The following is a 21,061-nucleotide window of genomic DNA, read 5'->3' on the forward strand; positions in this document are numbered from 1 at the left end:
TCAGCGCTCGTACAACCCGGCGATCACCTGCGCGAAGTCCCGCGCGATGACCTCCCGCTTCAGCTTGCGCGAGGGCGTCACATGGCCGCTGCGCTCGGAGATCTCCCCCTCCAGCACCACGAACCGCCGGATCGACTCCGCCCGCGAAACCCCCTCGTTCGCCTCGTCCACCGCCGCCTGCACCTCGGCCAGCAGGCCCGCGTCGTGGACCAGTTCCTCCGCCGGCACGCCGTCCAGGCCGTGCATGCGGGCCCAGTGCTCCAGCCCGTCCGGATCCAGGGTGATCAGGGCGCCGACGTACGGCCGGTCGTCGCCCACGACCACGCACTGCTCCACCAGCGCATGGGCCCGCACGCGGTCCTCCAGCGGCGCCGGGGCGACGTTCTTTCCCCCGGACGTCACGATGATCTCCTTCTTGCGGCCGGTGATCGTCAGATAGCCGTCGGCATCGAGGGCACCCAGGTCGCCGGTGGCGAACCACTCCCCCTCGCCCTCGCGGACCGCCTCCTCCTTCTCCCCGTCCCAGTAGCCCGCGAAGACATGCGCCCCGCGCAGCAGCACCTCGCCGTCGTCGGCGATGCGCACGGCGCTGCCCGGCAGCGGCCGGCCGACCGTGCCGGGACGCGGGGCGTCCGGCGGGGTCAGGGTGCTGGCCGCGGTGGTCTCCGTCAGCCCGTAGCCCTCGACGACCTCGATGCCGGCGCCGGCGTAGAACGCGGTCAGCCGCACCCCCAGCGGGGAGCCGCCGCTGATGACGTGGCGGACCCGGCCGCCGAGCGCCTGACGCACCCGCCGGTAGACCAGCGGGTCGTACAGCGCGCGGGCGGCGCGCAGCCGCAGGTCCGGCCCCGGCCCGGTGCCGTGCTGCCGCGCGGCCAGCGCCCGGCCGTAGCGGGTCGCGACGCCGCAGGCGCGGTCGAACACCGCGGCGCGGCCCATGCGTTCGGCCGTGGCCCGGCCGGTGTTGTAGATCTTCTCCAGCGCGTAGGGGATCGCCAGCAGGAACGTGGGCCGAAAAGCGGCCAGATCGGTGCGCAGGTCGTCGGCGTCCATCGATGCGGTGTGCCCCAGCCGCACCCGGGCGCGCAGACAGCCGACGGCCACCATGCGCCCCAGGATGTGGGACAGCGGCAGGAACAGCAGGGTCGAGGCGGGCCGGCGGCTGAAGGTACGGAAGACCGGGTGCAGCAGCTCGGTGGCGTTGTCGACCTCGGCGAAGAAGTTGGCGTGCGTCAGGACGCAGCCCTTGGGGCGGCCGGTGGTGCCGGAGGTGTAGACGAGGGTGGCGATGTCCTCCGGACCGCGGGTGGCGCGCCGTTCGTCGATCACGCTGTCCGGCAGTCCCCGCCCGGCGGCGATCAGCCGCTCGACCGCGCCCGCGTCGAACTGCCACACGTGGGCCAGCGCCGGCAGGTCCGGGCGGGCGGCGGCGATCAGCCGCACCTGCTCCGTGGTCTCCGCCAGACACGCCGCGGCCCCGGAGTCCTTCAGTATCCAGTGCACCTGCCGGGCGGAGGACGTCGGATAGACGGGCACGGTGACCAGGCCCGCCGCCCAGCCGGCGAAGTCCAGCAGCGTCCACTCGTAGCGGGTGCGGGCCATCAGCGCCAGCCGGTCGCCCGGACGCAGGCCGTGCGCGACCAGCCCCTTGGCGACGGCGCGCACCTCGGCCGCGAAGCGGGCCGAGGTGACCTCGCGCCACAGCCCGCCGGCCTCCTTGCGGCCGAGTGCGACGAAGCAGGGGTCGGCCTCGGCGTTGTCGAACGGCAGGTCCCCCAGCGAACCGTGCAGGACGGGCGCCACCAGGGCCGGCGCGGCCGCCTCCCGTACGACGCCGGCAACGGTGGTGGTGCGGGGTGGCACGGATGCGGACATGTGCGGCTCCTGTTCAAAGACCCACATGCGAGATCGGCCTACCCGGCGGTAGGACGTGGCCGCAAATGTACGCCCGCGCCCGAGCGCCCCACCAGAGCGCCCCGTAGGGGCGCGGAACAGTCCGACCTGCGGCTGCCGCCGCGCGGGCGCGACACGGCCCCCCTCTGCGGGGAACTGCGCGTCGTGGCTTGTCGCGCAGTTCCCCGCGCCCCTGACGGGGCACTGCACTAGCCGACGGCGCCCCGTAGGGGCGCGGGGCAGTACCGATCTGCGGCTGCCGCCGCGCGGGCGCGATCGGCCACCGACGGCCCGCAGTCGACGCACGGCACCCCGCAGCCCTACGGTGCGTCCTCCGGAGGAGGGGACGTGGGCGACCAGCGGCGCCCGGCGACGAGGTTCTCCAGGCCCACCCAGGCGACGTCCATCAGCGTCGCCGCGGTCTGCTTCGCCGACGGCTGCGGCGCGGCCGTCGGCGAGTTGGCCCACCCGGCCAGCGACTCGGCGGCGCCCACCAGCGCGTGCGCGAGGCCGGAGACCTCGTGGTCGGTCGGCGCCCCGGCCTTCCCGGCGCCCTCGCAGGTCGCGGCGATCAGCCGGGTGACCAGGTCCACGATCTGCTGCCGCAGCTCGGCCACGACCGGCGTGAACGGCTCGCCGTGCGTACGGGCCTGGCAGCTGAGCAGCGCCCACCCGTCGGGGTGGTCGGCGGTGTGCGCGAAGAAGGCGCGCAGCCCGTTCCACAACCGGGCGTCCGCCGGGTCGTCGGGCTCGACGGCCGCTGTGACCGCCTCCATCAGGGCGTGTGCCTCGCGCCGGATGCAGGCGCCGAAGAGCTCCTCCTTGGACTGCAGGTAGAGGTAGACCAACGGCTTGGAGACCCCGGCCAGTTCGGCGATCTCGTCCATCGAGGCCGCCCCGTACCCCCGCCGGGCGAAGACCTCCACGGCGGCGTCGAGCATCTGCCGCTCCCGCACCTCGCGCGGCATCCGCCGCACCTTCCCCCCTGCGCGCCTGCGTCCGGCGGGGCCCGGGGCCGGCGCGGCCTGAACGGTTTGTGCGTCACTCGCGACCGTCATGACAAAAACCCTCCCTCCCCCGTCACGCTACCGGCAGGTAATATCACAGACTTGCGGCACGTCAAGGGCGGGGATCACGCCATCGGGTCCGGGCGGCACCACGCAGCCGCCCCCGGTTCCGCAGGCGGAACCGGGGGCGCAGGGTATGGCAGGAGCTCAGGCGGTGGCCAGGGCCGGCCGGGGCTCGGGGTCGGCGTCGAGCTTGGAGCCGTCGGCCGTGTCGTACGCCTCACGGTCGAGGATCTTCTCCCGGGCGGCGACGATGATCGGGATCACCGACTGACCGGCCACGTTCGTGGCGGTGCGCATCATGTCCAGGATCGGGTCGATGGCCAGCAGCAGGCCGACGCCCTGCATGGGCAGGCCCAGCGTCGACAGGGTCAGGGTCAGCATGACCGTGGCGCCGGTCAGGCCCGCGGTGGCGGCGGAGCCGATGACGGAGACGAAGGCGATCAGGACGTAGTCGCGCACGTCGAGGTGGACGCCGAAGACCTGGGCGACGAAGATCGCTGCGATGGCCGGGTAGATGGAGGCGCAGCCGTCCATCTTGGTGGTGGAGCCGAAGGGCACCGCGAAGGAGGCGTACTCCTTGGGCACGCCGAGCCGCTCGGTGACCTTCTGGGTCAGCGGCATGGTGCCGACCGAGGAGCGGGAGACGAAGGCCAGCTGGATGGCGGGCCAGGCGCCGCGGAAGAAGCGCAGCGGGTTGACCTTGGCGACGGTGGCCAGCAGCACGGGGTAGACGACGAACAGCACCAGGGCGCAGCCGACGTAGATGTCGGCGGTGAAGGTGGCGTACTTGCCGAGCAGGTCCCAGCCGTACTTGTAGATGGCCTTGCCGACGAGGCCGAGGCTGCCGAGCGGGGCGAGCCGGATGACCCACCACAGGACCTTCTGCAGCAGTTCGAGGACGGACTCGCTGAGGGTGAGCAGCGGGCGGGCCTTCTCGCCGACCTGCAGGACGGCGATGCCGACGGCCGCGGCCATGAAGACGATCTGCAGGACGTTCAGCTCGGTGAAGGGCGTGATGACGTCGGTGGGGATGATGCCGGTGAGGAAGTCGAGCCAGGAGCCCTTCTTCTTCGGGTCGGCGCCGTCGGCGGCGGTCAGGCCGGTGCCCGAGCCGGGGTCGGTGAGCAGGCCGATGGTGAGGCCGATGACGACCGCGATCAGCGACGTGATCATGAACCACAGCAGGGTGCGGGTGGCCAGCCGGGCCGCGTTGGAGACGTTCCGCAGATTGGTGATCGAGACCAGAATGGCGAAGAACACCAGCGGGGCGACCACGACCATCAGCAGCTGGATGAACAGGTCACCCGTCTTGGCCAGGGTGGTCTGCAGCCAGCCGATGTCGCCGCTCCGGGCGACCCAGCCGAGCAGGGCGCCCAGGACCAGGCCGAGCAGGATCTGGGCCCAGAAGGGTATGGAGGGGAAGCGGGCGGTGCGGCCGCGCGGGGTGGCGGCGGGAGACGGGGACGTGGACATGCCGGTCACCCTAACACTCATGCTTTGAGCACCCCAAAGGTTGACTTTGAGGCGCGGGCATGCAAAAAGCGCCCCGGGACGCGCCTGCGCCCCGCCGTGGAGCGGTGCTTCCACGGCGGGGCGCAGGGCGCGAGCGAGGCGCGATGTGAGGAGAGTTACACGAAAAGGGCGATTTGCCCCTCCCGTTGCCTCCGGTCCTAGTCCTCCTGGCCGGCGTTGGCGGCCATCTTCGCCTTCGCCCGGTCGACGCGGTCGACGATCTGCTCCGACATCGCGTCGCGCTGCTTGCGCAGCAGCACCAGGCTCAGCGGCGCCGAGATGATCAGGGCGAGCAGCAGCATCCAGAAGATGTTGGAGCCGCCGACCCCGAGCGGGACGAGGCGGACGTAGCACAGCACCCACACGACGGCGAAGCATGCGACGAGCAGGCCGATACGCAGGGCGGTGTAACGGAGCGAGGCGTATTTCTGGCTACTCACGGGCGGGACCTTCTTCTCCAGCACTTCTCACGGACGGCCCGACGGGCCGCATCCAGTCAAACACGCCCCCCGCGTACCGGTCACGCACGCATCGGCTGCGGCGTCTCGCGCAGCGAGGCGTCGGGGCCGGGGTACTCGCGGATGACCTCGTAGCGCGTGTTGCGCTCGACCGGGCGGAAGCCGGCCTCGCGGATCAGCTCCAGCAGGTCGTCCCGGGTGAGCTTGTTGGGCGTGCCGTAGTTGTCGGCGTCGTGCGTGATCTTGTACTCGACGACCGAGCCGTCCATGTCGTCCGCGCCGTGCTGCAGGGCGAGCTGGGCGGTCTGCACACCGTGCATGACCCAGAAGACCTTCACGTGCGGGACGTTGTCGAACAGCAGCCGGGAGACGGCGAACGTCTTCAGCGCCTCGGCGCCCGTGGCCATGCTGGTGCGGGCCTGCAGGGTGTTGCGGACCTTGCCGTCCTTCATGTCCACGAAGTCGTGCTGGTAGCGCAGCGGGATGAAGACCTGGAAGCCGCCGGTCTCGTCCTGCAGTTCACGCAGCCGCAGGACGTGGTCCACGCGGTGGCGCGGCTCCTCGATGTGCCCGTAGAGCATGGTGCAGGGCGTCTTCAGGCCCTTGGAGTGCGCCAGGCGATGGATGCGCGACCAGTCCTCCCAGTGGGTCTCGTGGTCGACGATGTGCTGGCGGACCTCCCAGTCGAAGATCTCCGCGCCGCCGCCGGTCAGCGACTCCAGGCCGGCGTCGATCAGCTCGTCGAGGATCTCGGAGGCGGACAGGCCGGAGATCTTCTCGAAGTGGTGGATCTCGGTGGCGGTGAACGCCTTGAGCGAGACGTTCGGCAGCGCCTTCTTCAGCTCGCGCAGCGAGCGGGGGTAGTAGCGCCAGGGCAGCGCGGGGTGCAGGCCGTTGACGATGTGCAGCTCGGTGAGGTTCTCGTTCTCCATGGCCTTGGCCAGGCGCACGGCCTCCTCGATGCGCATCGTGTACGCGTCCTTCTCGCCCGGCTTGCGCTGGAACGAGCAGTACGCGCACGAGGCCGTGCACACGTTGGTCATGTTGAGGTGCCGGTTGACGTTGAAGTGGACGACGTCGCCGTTCTTCCTCGTCCGGACGTGGTGGGCGAGTCCGCCGAGCCAGGCGAGGTCGTCGGACTCGTAGAGGGCGATGCCGTCCTCGCGGGTCAGCCGCTCACCGGCGAAGACCTTTTCCTCGAGCTCGCGCTTGAGCCCAGCGTCCATGCGTCCGCCTCTTTCGCTACATCCGGCAAGGTTCGGTCCGGTTGTCCCCTCGCAACCGGATCGAGCCTACTCCCCTGCCCTCAGACGTCCTCGGGCAGCTCTCCCACCCGGTTCTCCCACTTGGTCGACAGCACGATGGTGGTACGGGTGCGGCTGACGCCCTTGGTTCCGGACAGGCGGCGGATGGTGCGCTCCAGCCCGTCGACGTCGCCGACGCGGACCTTGAGCATGTAGGAGTCGTCGCCGGCGATGAACCAGCAGTCCTCGATCTCCTCCAGGTCGCGCAGCCGGCGCGCCACGTCCTCGTGGTCGGCGGCGTCGGAGAGCTGGATGCCGATCAGGGCGGTGACGCCCAGGCCCAGCGAGGCGGCGTTGACGGTCGCCCGGTAGCCGGTGATGACACCGGCCGCCTCCAGGCGGTTGATCCGGTCCGTGACGCTCGGCCCGGACAGGCCCACCAGCCTGCCCAGTTCGGCGTACGAGGCCCGGCCGTTCTCCCGCAGCGCCTGGATGAGCTGCCTGTCCACCGCGTCCATAGCCTGGAACCTTTCAAATAATCAGCGATCTCGCCGGTTTACGTGTAGAATCTAAGGCGTACGGGGCGCCAGACCCCGTAAATCTTTCACAGGATCGGCGAATCAACGACGATCCTTCGATCTCTCAGGAGTGAAGCACCCGTGTACTCGATCGAGATGGCCTACGCCCGTATGCGCGAGCTGCAGGACCTGGCCAACCGCTCGCGTGCCCACCAGCCCGCCGCTCCCCGTCGCGCCTCCAAGATCCGCCTGGCGCGCGGCAAGAAGCGCTAACCGCTCTCGCGAGCACCACTCGCACCACCGAGCTCTCCTTCCCAACGGCGGTACAGCCGGTGCGGCACCCCTGCCGCGTCCAGCACCCGCCCGGCGACGAAGTCCACCAGATCCTGGATGTGCGTCGCCCCCGCGTAGAACGCCGGCGAAGCGGGCAGCACCACGGCTCCCGCGTCGTCGAGCGCCACGAGCTGGCGCAACGTCTGCCCGCTCAGCGGCGTCTCCCGCACCGCGACGATCAACGGCCGGCGCTCCTTGAGCGTCACGCTCGCCACCCGCTGCAGCAGGTCCTTCGACAATCCCAGCGCCACACCGGCCACACAGGCGGTGCTCGCGGGCACGATCAGCATCCCTCGCACGGGGTACGACCCGGACGAGGGACCCGCGGCCAGATCACCGGCCGCCCAGTACCGCACGTCCGAGACGTCCGCGTCGAAGGCGTGCGGTTTGCCGTCCGCCCCCAGGGCCAGCCAGCTGCGCAGGTCCTCCTGCCAGTGCGCGTCCCGGAAGCGGATGCCGGTCTCGTCCAGCAGCGTCAGCCGCGCGGCCCGGCTGACCACGAGGTCCACCGCCTGCCCCGCTGCCAGCAGTCCCCGCACGACGGCCGCGGCGTACGGCGTCCCGGATGCACCGGAGACCCCCACGACCCAGGGCCGGCGCTGCGTTGTGTGTTCGTACGGCTCCACGCCCCCGAGCCTATCCGGCGCCTCCCGCTGCGGGCCTGACCAGGCGGTCCGGCCGGGGAGCGGTGACGCAGGGGGCCTGTGCGAAGGGAGAGTTGAGCCCTGTCAGGATGTCGTGAAAGAGCTTTGACATGATCGATCGTTTTGCACTTTAGTTATCTTTTGCCAAGTTCCGTCTACGGGGGAGCGCACCATCCACACCACGCGAAAGGCTCTGGCCGCCGCCGGCGTCGTGGCGATCATCGCCGCGGGTTCCACGGCCTGCGACCCGAGCAACAGCCTCAGCACGGCCGCCAAGGTCAAGCAGGCCTTCGACAAGCTCGGCAAGCAGAAGTCGCTCTCCCTGGAGATCGGATTCGACGCCAATGCCGACCAGATCTTCAAGGCCATGCAGGGCCAGGACGACTTCACCCGTGACGACGCCGCGATGCTCGCCAAGATGAAGCTCGACTACTCCTTCGGCTCCGACACGGCCCTGAAGGACGCCAAGGCGGACGACAAGAGCTTCAAGTACGGGATGCAGCTGGGCGAGAGCGGCAAGCCGGTCCTCGAGGCGCGTCAGCTCGACAACAAGAGCTACTTCCGTGTCGACCTCAAGGCCGTCATGGCCTTCGCCGAGAAGCACGGCAAGAAGCCCGGCTCGGGCGACGCCGAGGGCAAGGCCATGGAGAAGCTGATCCGGCAGGCCGACCAGCTCCCCGACTCGCTCGGCGGCGCCAAGAACGCCCTCAAGGGCGAGTGGGTCAGCCTCGACAAGGCGACTCTCGAGGAATTCGCCAAGTCGATGGACAAGTCCGGCAGCGGAAAGAGCACGCAGCCCGACCCCGAGACCCAGAAGAAGGTCTACGAGGTCCTGCAGCGCGCCCTGGTCGACAACGCCGAGGTCAAGGACGCGGGCAAGAAGAACGGCGTCGAGCACGTCACCGCCACCGTCCCGGCGAACAAGGTCGCCAAGGACTTCGCCGAGGGCCTCAAGCCGCTCAAGGACAAGCTCGGCGCCAAGGCCCCGTCCCTGGACAAGCTCGACAAGGACCTGGACGAGCTCGACAAGAAGAAGGACAAGAACCTCGTCTTCGACCTGTCGATCAAGGACGGCATGCTCGCCGGCCTGAGCCTGGACGCCGCCCAGTTCAACGACGACGCCAAGGGCGAGGACAAGCTCCAGGGCCCGCTGCCGATCGCCATCACCTTCAAGGACGGCGCCGCCGCTCTCACGGCCCCGGCCGGGGCCAAGGAGCTCAAGCCGCAGGACCTGATGGGCGCCGCCATGTTCGCCATGGGCGCGGGCAAGGACGGCAAGGACGTCTGACCGTCCCCGTAACGACACGAGAGGGCGGCACCCCGGTGGGGGTGCCGCCCTCTCGTCGTACGCGATGCGCCCGTCAGGCCACGCCCAGGCCCCGCACCAGCAGGTCCAGCAGCGCGCACAGGAAAAGGGCGATGCCGATGAAACCGTTCACCGTGAAGAAGGCCCGGTTCAACCGGGACAGGTCGCGCGGCGTGACGATGGAGTGCTCGTAGACGAACGCCGCGGCCACCACCAGCAGACCCGTCCAGAAGAACGCCCCTGCGTGCGTCAGCAGCGCGTACCAGACCAGCAGGGCCGTCGTGACGACGTGGCACGCGCGGGCGCCGTAGAGAGCCGCGGGGATGCCGAAGCGGGCCGGGGTGGACTTCACCCCGTGTGCGCGGTCCGCCGCCACGTCCTGGCAGGCGAAGATCAGGTCGAAGCCGCCGATCCACACGCCCACCGCCAGGCCCAGCACCACCGCGTCCCACGACCAGGAGCCCGTCACCGCCAGCCATGCGCCGACCGGGCCCATGGCCTGGGCCAGGCCCAGGATCGCGTGCGGGAAGTCGGTGAAGCGCTTGCCGTACGGGTAGACCACCATCGGGATCACCGCGATGGGGGCCAGTGCCAGGCACAGCGGGTTGAGCAGGGCGGCGGCGCCCAGGAAGAAGACGACGGCCACCAGCGCGCCCGTCCACGCCGAGCGCACCGAGACCGCGCCGGTGACCAGCTCGCGGCCGGCGGTGCGGGGGTTACGGGCGTCGATCTCGCGGTCGATGATGCGGTTGCAGGCCATGGCGAAGGTGCGCAGGCCCACCATGGCGACGGTCACCAGCAGCAGCCGCCACCAGCCGATGTGACCGTTCTTGAAGTACATCGCCGTCAGCGACGCTATGTAGGCGAAGGGCAGCGCGAAGACCGAGTGCTCGATCATCACGAGGCGCAGGAAGGCCCGGGTCCGCCCGGGCTGCGGCACGGCGGCGGCAGCGGTGCTCACAGCCCGTACCCCGGTTCACCCCCGCGGAAGCGGGGAAACCCCGGCTTCGCGCTGCCGCATCCCATGTTGACGGCCTGTGTCACAGCCCGTACTCCTTCCAGCGCCGAGTCACTCGATCGGATGTCTCCGGGTCCGACTCCACCATGTGCGGCCAGCCGCCGTCACGCGTGTAGCCCTCCTCGGGCCATTTGGCGGTCGCGTCGATGCCCGCCTTGCCGCCCCAGAACTGCTGGTACGAGGCGTGGTCGAGGTGGTCGACCGGGCCCTCGACGACGGTCAGGTCGCGGGCGTAGTCGGTGTTGCCCAGCGCCCGCCAGGCCACCTCGTGCAGGTCGTGGACGTCGCAGTCGGCGTCGACGACCACGATCAGCTTGGTCAGCGACATCATGTGCGCGCCCCAGATGGCGTGCATGACCTTCTGGGCGTGCTTGGGGTACTTCTTGTCGATCGAGACGATCGCGCAGTTGTGGAAGCCGCCGGCCTCGGGCAGGTGGTAGTCCACGATGTCCGGAATGATGATCTTCAGCAGGGGCAGGAAGAACCGCTCGGTGGCCCGGCCCAGCGGGCCGTCCTCCGTCGGCGGCCGGCCCACGACGATGGACTGCAGCAGCGGCCGGCGCCGCATCGTCACGCAGTCGATCGTCAGCGCGGGGAAGTCCTCCTGCGGCGTGTAGAAGCCGGTGTGGTCGCCGAAGGGCCCCTCCGGCAGCATCTTCCCCGGCTCCAGCCAGCCCTCCAGGACGACCTCGGCGTTGGCCGGCACCTGCAGCGGCACCGTCTTGCAGTCGACCATGTCGATGCGCTTGCCCTGGACGAAGCCGGCAAAGAGGTACTCGTCGATGTCGCCGGGCAGCGGCGCCGTCGAGGCGTACGTCACCGCCGGCGGGCAGCCGAAGGCGATGGCGACCGGCAGCCGCTCGCCCCGCTTGGCCGCGACCTGGTAGTGGTTGCGGCTGTCCTTGTGGATCTGCCAGTGCATGCCGATGGTGCGCTTGTCGTGCCGCTGCAGGCGGTACAGGCCGAGGTTGCGCACGCCGGTCTCGGGGTGCTTGGTGTGGGTCAGGCCGAGGTTGAAGAAGGAGCCGCCGTCCTCGGGCCAGGTGAACAGCGCCGGCAGCTGCTCCAGGTCGACGTCGTCGCCGGTGAGGACGACCTCCTGGACGGGGGCGTCCTTGATCTTGCGCGGCGGCACATGGGCCATCGCGCCCAGCTTGCCGAACGCCTCGCGCACCCCGGTGAAGCCGTGCGGCAGCTCCGGCTTGAGCAGACCGCCGATCTTCTCGCCGATCTCGTCGTACGAGCGCAGGCCGAGCGACTTCAGCAGGCGGCGGTCGGTGCCGAAGACGTTCATCGCGAGCGGCATCGAGGCGCCCTTGACGTTCTCGAAGAGCAGCGCCGGCCCGCCGGACTTGTTCACTCTGTCGACGATCTCCCCGATTTCCAGGTACGGGTCGACTTCGGCCGTGATGCGCTTGAGATCGCCGTCGCGCTCCAGGGCCCGCAGGAAGGAGCGAAGATCGTCGTAAGCCATGCGTTCCAGTATCGAGCACGCACTAGGCTGGAGCGGTCACGGGGCCGCTCCGGCGGCCCGCGCACGCCGCTCCCGCGCCGTGTCCATGCCGTACTCCGGGGGGCTTCCCGATGCTGAGGTATCTGCCGTTCCTGCTGGTACTGGCGTTGTGGATCTACGCGTTCATCGACTGCCTCAACACGCCGGAGGACGAGGTACGCAACCTGCCGAAGATGGCCTGGGTGCTGATCATCCTGCTCTTCGGCGAGGTGCTGCTCGGCCCGGTCGCCTGGCTGATCGCCGGCCGCCCGCGCGCCGCGACCCGCCGCGCGGCCGGCGGCGGCGGCCGCTGGGTGGCGCCCGACGACAACCCCGAGTTCCTGCGCTCGCTCAAGCGCGACGAGGACGAGGGCCCGCAGCGCTAGGCGCCCCTTCGGGGCGCTGCGGATCCGCCGGACACGACCTAGGCGCCCCGCTCGCCGCGGTACTCGTCCCGCAGCTGTTGCCACCGCTCCGTCGTCCACGCCGACCAGTCGGCCGGGTTTCCGCCGAGGGCCTGCAGCAGGTACTCGAAGTGGTGGTGCCAGCCCGCGAGGCAGTCCAGCCGCACGTCCTCGGTGCCGGTCATCTCGTTGGTGAAGTGCAGCAGCGTGCCGCCGACCCCGAGCGGCCCCGGCTCCAGCTCGAAGCGGATCCGCCCGTGGATCTCCACGGTGTACTCCACCACCCGCTTCGGCTGCCACGCCGTCACCCGCCCGGGCGCGACAGTGGCGTTCCCCTGCGCGTCGGTGTTCTGCCACCGCAGGGTGATGGCCCCGCCCTCGCGCTGCTCGAACGGCTCGGCGACCGCCAGCCACGCCGGCAGCCCCTCGGGCGTGGCGATCGCGTCCCACACCTCGTCGACGGGGTACGGGATGGACAGCTCGTAGCGCAGCGTGTGGATGTCGCCCCGGGACTCGGCCGCGCCGTAGGGGGAGGGGATCTCCATGGGTCCACCTTTAACACGGTCAGGCGCGGGGCGCGCGTCAGTCGCGGGGCCAGGCCGTTGTATCGACGACGATCTCAGGGAACGGGAGGGTGAACTTGCTGGTGAAGGTGTAGGTCGTCTCGTCGGTGTACTCGCCGTCGCGAGGCGCGTGGAAGACGTGTACGAGACCGGTCTTGGGGTCGGCGATCACATAGGTGGGCACTCCGGCCACGGCGTACGTCTTCAGCTTCGACCCGAAGTCATCACGTCGGCTGCTCCGGGAGACGACTTCGGCCACCAGCTCCAGGTCCTGGTACCGGTAGAGGCCCTTCTCCTTCTCGGCGCCCTCCTTGACGAGTGCCAGGTCGGGGGCGAAGCCGTTGAGGCAGCCGGGGAAGTCGACCCGAACGTCCCAGAGGATGCCGGGGTAGTCGAAGCCTCGTACATCCTCCAGGGCACGACTGAACAGCCTGATGATCATGGAGTGCACGTCGCGCTGCGGATTCAGGACGATCTCCCCCTCGATGATCTCCGCTCGATACCCAGCGGGCACGTTCATGGCCTCGATGAGCGCGAACATCTCATCGAGTGTGGTCGAGTCCTCCATGGTCGCCATCCGGCACCTCCCGAGCTGGATCTCCGAGTCTAAGAATCCGTCGGCCCTCACACTCGCACAAAGGCCCGCCTCCCCCGAATGGGTGAGGCGGGCCCTTCGTGCGGCCGTACAGTTGCGGACTCACACCCCCGCGTACGAGTGCTTGCCGCTCAGCAGGATGTTCACGCCGTAGTAGTTGAACAGGTAGCAGGAGAAGGCCAGCAGGCCCAGGATCGCGGCCTTGCGGCCCTTCCAGCCGGCGGTGGCGCGGGCGTGGAGGTAGCAGGCGTAGGCGACCCAGGTGATGAAGGACCAGACCTCCTTGGGGTCCCAGCCCCAGTAGCGGCCCCAGGCGGCCTCGGCCCAGATCGCGCCCGCGATGATCGTGAACGTCCACAGCGGGAAGACGGTGGCGTTGATGCGGTAGGCAAACTTGTCGAGCGTCGCCGCCGAGGGCAGTCGCGAGAGGACGTTGTCGATCTTCCGCAGGGGGCGGTCCTCCGCGAGCCGGGCCTCGTAGCCGTCGCGGAAGAGGTAGAAGAACGTCGAGACCGCACCCACGTACAGCGCCGCGCCGGAGAGGATGGCGCAGGAGACGTGGATCCACAGCCAGTACGAGTGCAGGGCCGGCACCAGCTGGTCGCTGGCGGTGTAGAGCACCGAGACGGCCAGGCCCAGGTCCAGCAGGACCGTCGTGATCAGCGGCAGACCCAGCCAGCGGATGTTCTTCTTCGCCACCAGCAGCGCGAGGTAGACGGCGACCGCGACCATCGCGAACGTCGTCGAGAACTCGTACATGTTGCCCCACGGGGCCCGCTGCACCGACAGCGCGCGGGTGAGCACGCCACCGGCGTGCAGCGCCCAGGCGAGCACCGTCAGCGAGATGGCCATGCGGCCATAGAGGTCGCCCTTCTCGCTGGTGCCGGCCGCGCCCGGGCCGTCGGGGACGTCCCGGCTGCCGGGGGCCGACCGGGTGACGACCTTGGGCCGCTCCAGGACGGCGGTGCCGCCGCCGGACTGCTTGACCGTCACGCTCACCGCGGGGGCCGCGGCCGCCTCGGCGGTGATCGCCGCCGCGGTGCGCCCGACGGCGCTGCGGCTGCCGAAGACCCACTCGGCGATGTGCGCGAGGAAGGCGAGGGTGTAGACGGCCATGGCCGAATAGACCAGCCAGTTGCTGATGTGGGCCAGGTTCTCGTTGGTTGCAGCCGCGAGGGTCACGCGCGCGCTCCTTCGGACGGTTCGGCTGTGTCGGCTGGGGTGCCGGGTTCGGGGGCGACGGGCGGCGCGTGGGGCTGCAGGCCGGCGGCCAGCGCGGCGAGCTCCTCGGGCAGCCGGGCGGACTCGCTGCGGGCCAGGCCCGCCAGCTCCACGACCGTACGCCCGTCCTCGCCGGCGAGGGCCCGCACCCACACGCGGCGGCGCTGGACGAACAGCGAGCCGGCCAGGCCCACCAGGGCGCCGACCGCGCCGGCCAGCGCGAGGCCGTTGCCGGGCTTCTGGGAGACCTGGAAGGTCGCCCACTGCCGGATGCCGTCGAAGTGCAGCGTGCCCGCCCCCTCCGGCAGCGTCATCGTGTCGCCGACCTTGAGGATCTGCGCGAACTTCGAGCCGTCGGGGTCGGCGAACTGCTTCATCCTGGAGTCGTCGAGCTGGTAGACGCTCTGCGGCACGCCCGAGTCCAGGCCCAGGTTGCCCCGGTAGGCGGTCAGCACCAGGCGCGGATTGTCCAGCGCCGGGAACTGGGAGAGCATCGTGCCGGACCGCAGGTCGAGCGTGGGCACGAAGTTGCCCTTGAAGCCGAGGTCGGACTCCTTGCCGTCCTTGTCCCGGTAGTCGGGCACCTTCAGCACGGACGTCTCGGTGACGTTGCTGTCCAGCGGCAGCGAGGGCATCGGGCCGCGGAAGGCCACGTCGCCCTTGCCGTCGCGGACGGTGACCATCGGCGCGTAGCCGTGGCCGATGAGGTAGACCTTCGAGCCGGCCGTCTCCAGCGGCTCGTTGACCTTGACCGTGGCCTTGCGGGGCGTGCCGTCGGGCCCGTCCCAGTACGTGATGTGGGCGGCGTAGTCGCGCGGGGTGCCCTTCTGCGGGCCGGTGCGCTCGTAGGACCCGGAGAAGCTGTCGAGCCGGAACCCGAACGGATCGAGGTCGTCGGCGCTGAACAGCGAACCGGACTTGAAGTCGTCGTACTGCGTGAGCGTGTTCGAGAAGCCGTCGCCCTCGACGACCAGCTTGCCGCCCTCGGACTTGAACAGCTGGCCGGAGGCGAAGGCCACCAGCATCACGATCAGCGAGACGTGGAAGAGGAGGTTGCCCGCCTCGCGCAGGTAGCCCTTCTCCGCGCCCACGGAGTCCGCGGCGCGCTCGACGCGGAAGCGTCGTCGGCGCAGCAGCCGCTCGGCGGCCGCCAGCACCTGCTCCGGCTCGGCGGAGGTGTGCCAGGTGGCGTGCGCGGGCATGCGCGTCAGCCGGCGCGGCGCGCCCGGCGGGCGGCTGCGCAGCTGGCCGACGAACTGCCAGGTGCGCGGGACGATGCAGCCGATCAGGGAGACGAACAGCAGGATGTAGATCGCGGAGAACCACACCGAGCTGTAGACGTGGAAGAGCCCGAGCTTGTCGTAGATCGGCGCGAGCGTCCCGTGCTTGCCGCGCCACTGTTCGACCTTGAGCTCGTCGACGCCGGTCTGCGGCACGAGGGAGCCGGGGACGGTGGCCAGGGAGAGCAGGAACAGCAGGATCAGCGCGACCCGCATGGAGGTCAGCTGCCGCCAGCACCAGCGCACCCAGCCCAGCGCCTCGCGCCCGGCCCAGGCCAGCGCGCCGAGCACGCCGGGCCGGCGGACGCCGCCGAAGGAGCCGGGTACGGCGCGGCCGCCCTCGGCGTCGTCGTCGACGGGCGCCGTGGACAGCGCGGCGGCCGCGGCGGCCGTCGTGTCCACGGTCTCCGTCGCGTCAGCGGCGTCCGGGCCGGCTTCGGTGCCGGCGTCGGTGCCGGCGGGGCCGTTCGTCTTGGCCATCGATCAGATCCCAGGGGTGAAGGTGCTCGACCACGTCTGCAGCTCGCCGACCATGCTGTCCCACACCCCGGTGACCAGGAGCACGCCGACGACGACGAGCATCCCGCCGCCGGCCCGCATGACCCACGCGTAGTGCCGCTTGACCCACCCGAACGCACCGAGCGCGCGCCGGAAGGCCACCGCGGTCAGGACGAAGGGCAGGCCCAGGCCCAGGCAGTAGGCGACGGTCAGCAGTGCGCCCCGGCCGGCGCTGGCCTGGTTGAAGGACAGCGACTGCACGGCGGCGAGCGTCGGACCGATGCACGGCGTCCAGCCCAGGCCGAAGAGCACGCCGAGGACGGGCGCGCCGGCCAGGCCGAGCGCCGGCCTGGTGTGGAAGCGGAACTCGCGCTGCCCGAAGAAGCCGAGCGCGCCCATGAAGGCCAGGCCGAGCACGATCGTCAGGGCGCCGAGCACCATGGAGATCGTCCCCTTGTACTCCTGCAGCGTCCGGCCGAAGTAGCCGAAGAACGCGCCGGCGGAGACGAAGACGGCGGAGAAGCCGGCCACGAAGAGGGAGGAGCCGGCCACCATCCGGCCGCGCCGGGCCTCGGCCAGGTCGGCGCCGCTGACGCCGGTGACGTAGGAGAGGTAGCCGGGCACCAGCGGCAGCACGCAGGGCGAGAAGAAGGAGATGAGCCCGCCGAGCACGGCCACGGGCAGCGCCATCAGCAGCGCGCCGGACAGCACGGTCTGGTTGGTGTCGGTCACGGCGGCGAGGACGTGCGCGGCGGCGGGGGACCCGGTGATCACGGGGTCACTTCTCCGCTACCAGGGGGGCGAGCGTCTGGCGCAGCTCGTCCTCGCTCAGGGCCTTCATGGCGCGGGCGGCGATCTTGCCGTCGCGGTCGATGAAGACGGTCGAGGGGATCGACTGCGGGTTCAGGCTGCCCTTGGGGAAGCGCAGCAGCAGCTTGCCGGAGGAGTCGTACAGGCTCGGGTAGGGAACCTTGAACTCCTTCTCGAAGGCGATCGCGGGGGCCGGGTCGGGGTCGCGCGTGTCGAGCCCGACGAACTGTACGCCCTTGTCCTTGAAGTCGTTCGCGACGGCGACGAGGTTCTTGGCCTCGGCCCGGCAGGGCGCGCACCACGAGCCCCACACGTTAAGGACGACGATCTTGCCCTTGTACTCCTTGGCGACGTCGAGGTCCTTGTCGTCGAGCGTCCTGCCCGACAGCTCGGGCGCCGCCTGCCGGCCGCTGCGCTCCTTGACGACGTCCACGCCGCCCGTACCCTGCACGAACTGCGTCTGCCCGCCGCCTCCCGCGGAGTCGTGGGAGCCGCAGGCGCTGAGCGTCAGCGCCGCAAGGACCGCGCCGATCGCCGGCACGGTGGTACGACGGCGTGGAAGTGGGCGTCGAAGGGCGCGGCAGGCACTCATGTGAAAAGTTTCGCATGGGCAGTTTAGGGATCTTCCGCACCCCCCTCGGTCTCGTCGGAGGACTCCCGCTCCCAGCCGGCCGGCGGCTCCTTCTCCTTTTCCCGCTCGGGAGTGGCCTGCGGCCGCGGCTTGGGGCGGCTCCCGGCCGCGGCCGCCTTGCCGTGCCACTTCTCCCCCACGTCCAGCGACCGCAGGTGCGCGAGGACCTCCGGCTTCTGCACGTCCAGCCAGTCCACGAACTGCCGGAAGGACACCAGCCGCACGTCGCGCCGCTTGTCGTCGGCGATGTACTTCAGCGCCTCCTCCACGGCGTCCATGTAGATCCCGCCGTTCCAGTCCTCGAAGTGGTTGCCCACGAAGAACGGCGCCCGGTTCGTCTCGTACGCCCGGTCGAACCCGGCGATGTACGACTCGGTCGCCTGCCGGCGCCAGGAGGGGTAGTGGTCGGGCACGCCGCGGGTGGTGTTCTTCGACTGGTTGGCGAGGATGTTGTAGTCCATCGACAACACCTCGAAGGAGTGACCCGGGAAGGGCATCTGCTGCAGCGGCAGGTCCCACAGCCCGTGCTTCTTGCGCGGCCAGACCTGCTCGCCGCCCGAGGAGCTCGCGTCGTAGCGCCAGCCCAGCCGCGCCGCCGTCGGCAGCAGACCGTCCTGGTTCAGCAGGCACGGCGTCCGGCCGCCGATCAGCTCCTTGCGGTAGTCGAAGGGCAGCGGCTCCAGGTCGGTGAAGCCGGTGTGGGTGCGCCACTGGGTGACGAAGGAGACGGCCTGGTCGATCTCCGAGGCCCAGTCCTCCGGCGACCAGCGGGCCACCGAACCGTGCCCGGTGCAGAAGTGCCCGTTGAAGTGCGTGCCGACCTCGTGCCCCTCCAGCCACGCCGCCCGCAGGTTCTTCAGCGTCGCCCTGATGTGGTCGTCGGACAGGTAGCCGATGTCGGAGGCGCCGACCGGGTTGTTCGGCGGCTCGTACAGCCGCTTGCGCGACTCCGGCAGCAGGTAGATGCCCGAGAGGAAGAACGTCATCTTCACGCCGTGGTCCCGGGCGAGCTTGCGGAAGCGCGGGAAGAGGCCGTTGCCGACCTCGCCGGCCCCGTCCCACGAGAAGATCACGAACTGCGGCGGCTTCTCCCCCGGCTCCAGCGGCACCGGAGCCGGCGGCTGCTCCGGCTGCGTGCCGGTGTCCGCCGTCGAGCCGTCCCCGATCAGCCGCGCCTTCGCCTTGGCCTCGTGACCGCGCTGCCGCGGCCCCGGACCGGTGGCCACCACCTCGTCGTCCGCGGACTGCGAACAGCCCGCGACCCCGCCGAGCGCCGCGGCCGCACCTGCTCCCATCCCCATGCCGAGCAGGTCCCGGCGGCTGATGTCGCGCATGTCGGCTCCATCCGGTTGCGCCCCCATACCATACGCCGTCCATATAAATGGACATTGAGTATGAGGGCGCGCCGGATTACGACGGTTGCGCAGTTATCGAGGGATTTCCCGCCCCCTGGGGGTGTTCTGGCGCCCCGCCAGGCGTACGACGCGCGCCGGGCGCACCGCACCCGACGCGCACGCCCCGGGCAGTCCTCAGGCCCCGAACGCCTTCTGGCCGCCCTTCACCGGCTTCGCACCCGCCAGCAGGTGCGCCGGCACCAGATCCCGCGCCGGCTCGCTGTACCCCACCGAGACGATCCGGTCGCCCCGGTAGGTGAACGTCGTCAGGCTCGCCAGCGTGCACTGCCGCTTGCGCGGGTCGTGCCACAGCCTGCGCTTCTCCACGAAGCTGCGCACGATCCAGATCGGCAGCTGATGGCTCACCAGCACCGCCTCGTGCCCGCGCGCCGCGTCCTTCGCCGCATCCAGCGCACCCATCATCCGCACGACCTGCTCCACGTACGGCTCGCCCCACGACGGACGGAAGGGGTTCGTCAGATGCCGCCAGTTCGCCGGCTTGCGCAGCGCACCGTCGCCCACGCCGAAGGTCTTGCCCTCGAAGACGTTCGCCGCCTCGATCAGCCGCTCGTCCGTCGCCAGCTGAAGGCCGTGCGTCTTCGCGATCGGCGCCGCCGTCTCCTGCGCCCGCTCCAGCGGCGAGGCCACCACGTACGTCACGTCCCGCTCCGCCAGGTGCTCCGCCACCCGGTCGGCCATCCGCCGGCCCAGCTCGGAGAGGTGGTAGCCCGCCCGGCGGCCGTAGAGCACGCCGTCGGGGTTGTGCACCTCGCCGTGTCGCATGAGATGGACGACGGTGATGTCGTCCGCGCCCTTCGCGCTCACTTCTCCCCCTCCGTCGCCTCGGCCGCCGCCCGCGCCGCCGCCGGCAGCGCCACCGCGATCCGCTCGAGCGCCGCCGCGTCGTGGCTCGTGGAGACGAACCACGACTCGAACGCCGACGGCGGCAGGTACACGCCCTGCGCCAGCATCGAGTGGAAGAAGGCGTTGAAACGGAACGCCTCCTGCGAACGGGCCTTCTCGTAGTCCGTGACCTGCGCCTCGGTGAAGAAGACCGAGAACATGTTCCCCGACGTCTGCAGGCGGTGGGCCACCCCCGCCTTCGTCAGCGCCTCCGTCACCGCAGAGCCGATCTCGGCGGCCACCGCGTCCACCTTCTCGTACGCGGCGTCGTCCAGCAGCCGCAGCTGCGCCAGGCCCGCGGCCGTCGCCACCGGATTGCCCGACAGCGTGCCCGCCTGGTACACCGGGCCGGCCGGCGCCAGCTGCGCCATCACGTCCGCCCGGCCGCCGAACGCCGCCGCCGGGAAGCCGCCGCCCATGACCTTGCCGAAGGTCATCAGGTCCGGCTTCACGCCGTCGATGCCGTACCAGCCGGCCTTCGAGACGCGGAAGCCCGTCATCACCTCGTCGGAGATGAACAGCGCGCCGTTCTGCGCGCACGCCGTCTTCAGGCCCTCGTTGAAGCCCGGCAGCGGCGGGACGACGCCCATGTTGCCCGGCGACGCCTCGGTGATCACGCACGCGATCTCACCCGGGTGGGCGTGGAACGCCGCGTGCACGGCCTCCAGGTCGTTGTACGGCAGCACGATCGTGTCCCCGGCCTGCGCCCCGGTCACACCCGGGGTGTCCGGCAGCCCGAAGGTCGCCACACCGGAACCGGCCGCGGCCAGCAGCGCGTCCACGTGACCGTGGTAACACCCGGCGAACTTGATCACCTTGGCCCGGCCCGTGAAGCCGCGCGCCAGGCGGATCGCCGACATGGTCGCCTCGGTGCCCGAGGACACCAGGCGCACCTGCTCGACCGGCTCCACCCGGGAGACGATCTCCTCCGCGAGGGCGACCTCGCCCTCGCCGGGCGTGCCGAACGAGGTACCGCGCGCCACGGCCTGCTGGACCGCGGCGATCACCTCCGGGTGCGAGTGGCCGAGAATCATCGGTCCCCACGAGCACACGAGGTCCACATATTCCCGGCCATCCGCGTCCGTCAGGTACGGACCGGTGCCCGAAACCATGAACCGGGGCGTACCCCCCACGGCGCGGAACGCGCGCACGGGAGAGTTCACGCCACCGGGCGTCACGGCCGACGCACGGTCGAAGAGCATCTGGGAGACTGGGGCGTCATATGGGTAGCTCACGCTAGCCATGGTCTCAGAGCGCTCCCACCGGTCGCGTCC

21 protein-coding genes are annotated in these 21,061 nt (G+C 70.6%); 3 read left to right on the forward strand and 18 right to left on the reverse strand.

What is annotated here, in order from left to right:
* The 6 genes from AB0K17_RS11670 to AB0K17_RS11695 form a co-directional block, all read right to left on the reverse strand.
* On the reverse strand, positions 1 to 1,875 hold the full coding sequence (locus AB0K17_RS11670; RefSeq protein ID WP_365982846.1) for an AMP-binding protein: 1,875 nt from the start codon (positions 1,873 to 1,875) through the stop codon (positions 1 to 3).
* Between the two features lie 338 nt (positions 1,876 to 2,213).
* Positions 2,214 to 2,861 (reverse strand): TetR/AcrR family transcriptional regulator, encoded by a 648-nt coding sequence (locus AB0K17_RS11675; protein WP_365982847.1) that lies wholly within the window; start codon positions 2,859 to 2,861, stop codon positions 2,214 to 2,216.
* A gap of 246 nt (positions 2,862 to 3,107) precedes the next feature.
* Positions 3,108 to 4,436, reverse strand: a complete 1,329-nt coding sequence (locus AB0K17_RS11680) for a dicarboxylate/amino acid:cation symporter (RefSeq protein WP_365982848.1) — start codon at positions 4,434 to 4,436, stop codon at positions 3,108 to 3,110.
* Between the two features lie 197 nt (positions 4,437 to 4,633).
* Complete coding sequence (locus tag AB0K17_RS11685) at positions 4,634 to 4,915, reverse strand: DUF4229 domain-containing protein (protein WP_365968352.1); 282 nt, start codon at positions 4,913 to 4,915, stop codon at positions 4,634 to 4,636.
* Positions 4,916 to 4,995: 80 nt separating this feature from the next.
* A complete protein-coding gene (gene mqnE, locus AB0K17_RS11690; RefSeq protein ID WP_365968351.1) occupies positions 4,996 to 6,159 on the reverse strand; it encodes an aminofutalosine synthase MqnE in 1,164 nt (387 codons plus the stop codon).
* Positions 6,160 to 6,239: 80 nt separating this feature from the next.
* The gene (locus AB0K17_RS11695; RefSeq protein ID WP_126914801.1) at positions 6,240 to 6,695 is read right to left on the reverse strand and encodes an Lrp/AsnC family transcriptional regulator; all 456 of its coding nucleotides are present in this window, start codon (positions 6,693 to 6,695) and stop codon (positions 6,240 to 6,242) included.
* A gap of 141 nt (positions 6,696 to 6,836) precedes the next feature.
* On the opposite strand from AB0K17_RS11695, the gene AB0K17_RS11700 reads away from it, so the two are divergent.
* Positions 6,837 to 6,968, forward strand: a complete 132-nt coding sequence (locus AB0K17_RS11700) for a hypothetical protein (protein ID WP_365968380.1) — start codon at positions 6,837 to 6,839, stop codon at positions 6,966 to 6,968.
* Here the strand turns inward: AB0K17_RS11700 and AB0K17_RS11705 are convergent.
* Positions 6,965 to 7,654 (reverse strand): UbiX family flavin prenyltransferase, encoded by a 690-nt coding sequence (locus tag AB0K17_RS11705; RefSeq protein WP_365968350.1) that lies wholly within the window; start codon positions 7,652 to 7,654, stop codon positions 6,965 to 6,967. The genes AB0K17_RS11700 and AB0K17_RS11705 overlap by 4 nt on opposite strands.
* A gap of 229 nt (positions 7,655 to 7,883) precedes the next feature.
* On the opposite strand from AB0K17_RS11705, the gene AB0K17_RS11710 reads away from it, so the two are divergent.
* Positions 7,884 to 8,960 (forward strand): hypothetical protein, encoded by a 1,077-nt coding sequence (locus tag AB0K17_RS11710; RefSeq protein WP_365968349.1) that lies wholly within the window; start codon positions 7,884 to 7,886, stop codon positions 8,958 to 8,960.
* 73 nt (positions 8,961 to 9,033) lie between these two features.
* Here AB0K17_RS11710 and mqnP read toward each other — a convergent pair whose 3' ends face one another.
* The gene (gene mqnP / locus AB0K17_RS11715) at positions 9,034 to 9,939 is read right to left on the reverse strand and encodes a menaquinone biosynthesis prenyltransferase MqnP (protein ID WP_365968348.1); all 906 of its coding nucleotides are present in this window, start codon (positions 9,937 to 9,939) and stop codon (positions 9,034 to 9,036) included.
* 79 nt (positions 9,940 to 10,018) lie between these two features.
* A complete protein-coding gene (locus AB0K17_RS11720; protein WP_344438385.1) occupies positions 10,019 to 11,470 on the reverse strand; it encodes a menaquinone biosynthesis decarboxylase in 1,452 nt (483 codons plus the stop codon).
* 110 nt (positions 11,471 to 11,580) lie between these two features.
* Here AB0K17_RS11720 and AB0K17_RS11725 point away from each other — a divergent pair, with 110 nt between their 5' ends.
* Positions 11,581 to 11,874 carry a PLD nuclease N-terminal domain-containing protein gene (locus AB0K17_RS11725; RefSeq protein WP_365968347.1) on the forward strand — a complete coding sequence of 98 codons (294 nt, stop codon included), beginning with the start codon at positions 11,581 to 11,583 and terminating at the stop codon, positions 11,872 to 11,874.
* A gap of 38 nt (positions 11,875 to 11,912) precedes the next feature.
* Here the strand turns inward: AB0K17_RS11725 and AB0K17_RS11730 are convergent, their stop codons facing one another.
* The 9 genes from AB0K17_RS11730 to hemL form a co-directional block, all read right to left on the reverse strand.
* Positions 11,913 to 12,437, reverse strand: a complete 525-nt coding sequence (locus tag AB0K17_RS11730) for an SRPBCC domain-containing protein (protein ID WP_365982849.1) — start codon at positions 12,435 to 12,437, stop codon at positions 11,913 to 11,915.
* Positions 12,438 to 12,474: 37 nt separating this feature from the next.
* A complete protein-coding gene (locus AB0K17_RS11735) occupies positions 12,475 to 13,032 on the reverse strand; it encodes a Uma2 family endonuclease (protein ID WP_365968345.1) in 558 nt (185 codons plus the stop codon).
* Positions 13,033 to 13,152: 120 nt separating this feature from the next.
* Entirely contained in the window at positions 13,153 to 14,232 is a 1,080-nt protein-coding gene (ccsB, locus tag AB0K17_RS11740) for a c-type cytochrome biogenesis protein CcsB (protein ID WP_365968344.1), read from the reverse strand.
* Positions 14,229 to 16,031, reverse strand: coding sequence for a cytochrome c biogenesis protein ResB (locus AB0K17_RS11745; RefSeq protein ID WP_365982850.1), 1,803 nt, complete (start codon positions 16,029 to 16,031; stop codon positions 14,229 to 14,231). Before AB0K17_RS11745 ends, ccsB begins: the two co-directional genes overlap by 4 nt.
* Before the next feature lie 3 nt (positions 16,032 to 16,034).
* Positions 16,035 to 16,739: a cytochrome c biogenesis protein CcdA gene (locus tag AB0K17_RS11750; protein ID WP_365982864.1), complete on the reverse strand. Its 705-nt coding sequence runs from the start codon at positions 16,737 to 16,739 to the stop codon at positions 16,035 to 16,037.
* Positions 16,740 to 16,827: 88 nt separating this feature from the next.
* Complete coding sequence (locus AB0K17_RS11755) at positions 16,828 to 17,451, reverse strand: TlpA disulfide reductase family protein (protein ID WP_365982851.1); 624 nt, start codon at positions 17,449 to 17,451, stop codon at positions 16,828 to 16,830.
* Positions 17,452 to 17,474: 23 nt separating this feature from the next.
* On the reverse strand, positions 17,475 to 18,824 hold the full coding sequence (locus AB0K17_RS11760) for a hypothetical protein (protein WP_365968341.1): 1,350 nt from the start codon (positions 18,822 to 18,824) through the stop codon (positions 17,475 to 17,477).
* Between the two features lie 195 nt (positions 18,825 to 19,019).
* On the reverse strand, positions 19,020 to 19,667 hold the full coding sequence (locus AB0K17_RS11765; protein WP_344438511.1) for a histidine phosphatase family protein: 648 nt from the start codon (positions 19,665 to 19,667) through the stop codon (positions 19,020 to 19,022).
* A 38-nt stretch (positions 19,668 to 19,705) separates the two neighbouring features.
* On the reverse strand, positions 19,706 to 21,031 hold the full coding sequence (hemL, locus tag AB0K17_RS11770) for a glutamate-1-semialdehyde 2,1-aminomutase (protein WP_365982852.1): 1,326 nt from the start codon (positions 21,029 to 21,031) through the stop codon (positions 19,706 to 19,708).
* Positions 21,032 to 21,061: the final 30 nt, after the last annotated feature.

The organism is Streptomyces sp. NPDC049585 (assembly GCF_040675615.1).
Classification (GTDB): domain Bacteria; phylum Actinomycetota; class Actinomycetes; order Streptomycetales; family Streptomycetaceae; genus Streptomyces; species Streptomyces luteosporeus.

What these genes read in the sequence shown, in the direction of transcription:
- AB0K17_RS11695 (WP_126914801.1), bottom strand. Translation starts at nt 6,695, where the DNA reads ATGGACGCGGTGGACAGGCAGCTCATCCAGGCGCTGCGGGAGAACGGC.
- AB0K17_RS11750 (WP_365982864.1), bottom strand. Translation starts at nt 16,739, where the DNA reads ATGGCGCTGCCCGTGGCCGTGCTCGGCGGGCTCATCTCCTTCTTCTCG.
- hemL (WP_365982852.1), bottom strand. Translation starts at nt 21,031, where the DNA reads ATGGCTAGCGTGAGCTACCCATATGACGCCCCAGTCTCCCAGATGCTC.
- AB0K17_RS11720 (WP_344438385.1), bottom strand. Translation starts at nt 11,470, where the DNA reads ATGGCTTACGACGATCTTCGCTCCTTCCTGCGGGCCCTGGAGCGCGAC.
- AB0K17_RS11680 (WP_365982848.1), bottom strand. Translation starts at nt 4,436, where the DNA reads ATGTCCACGTCCCCGTCTCCCGCCGCCACCCCGCGCGGCCGCACCGCC.
- AB0K17_RS11670 (WP_365982846.1), bottom strand. Translation starts at nt 1,875, where the DNA reads ATGTCCGCATCCGTGCCACCCCGCACCACCACCGTTGCCGGCGTCGTA.
- AB0K17_RS11725 (WP_365968347.1), top strand. Translation starts at nt 11,581, where the DNA reads ATGCTGAGGTATCTGCCGTTCCTGCTGGTACTGGCGTTGTGGATCTAC.
- AB0K17_RS11745 (WP_365982850.1), bottom strand. Translation starts at nt 16,031, where the DNA reads ATGGCCAAGACGAACGGCCCCGCCGGCACCGACGCCGGCACCGAAGCC.
- AB0K17_RS11735 (WP_365968345.1), bottom strand. Translation starts at nt 13,032, where the DNA reads ATGGCGACCATGGAGGACTCGACCACACTCGATGAGATGTTCGCGCTC.
- AB0K17_RS11760 (WP_365968341.1), bottom strand. Translation starts at nt 18,824, where the DNA reads ATGCGCGACATCAGCCGCCGGGACCTGCTCGGCATGGGGATGGGAGCA.
- mqnE (WP_365968351.1), bottom strand. Translation starts at nt 6,159, where the DNA reads ATGGACGCTGGGCTCAAGCGCGAGCTCGAGGAAAAGGTCTTCGCCGGT.
- AB0K17_RS11730 (WP_365982849.1), bottom strand. Translation starts at nt 12,437, where the DNA reads ATGGAGATCCCCTCCCCCTACGGCGCGGCCGAGTCCCGGGGCGACATC.
- AB0K17_RS11765 (WP_344438511.1), bottom strand. Translation starts at nt 19,667, where the DNA reads ATGCGACACGGCGAGGTGCACAACCCCGACGGCGTGCTCTACGGCCGC.
- AB0K17_RS11755 (WP_365982851.1), bottom strand. Translation starts at nt 17,451, where the DNA reads ATGAGTGCCTGCCGCGCCCTTCGACGCCCACTTCCACGCCGTCGTACC.
- AB0K17_RS11675 (WP_365982847.1), bottom strand. Translation starts at nt 2,861, where the DNA reads ATGCCGCGCGAGGTGCGGGAGCGGCAGATGCTCGACGCCGCCGTGGAG.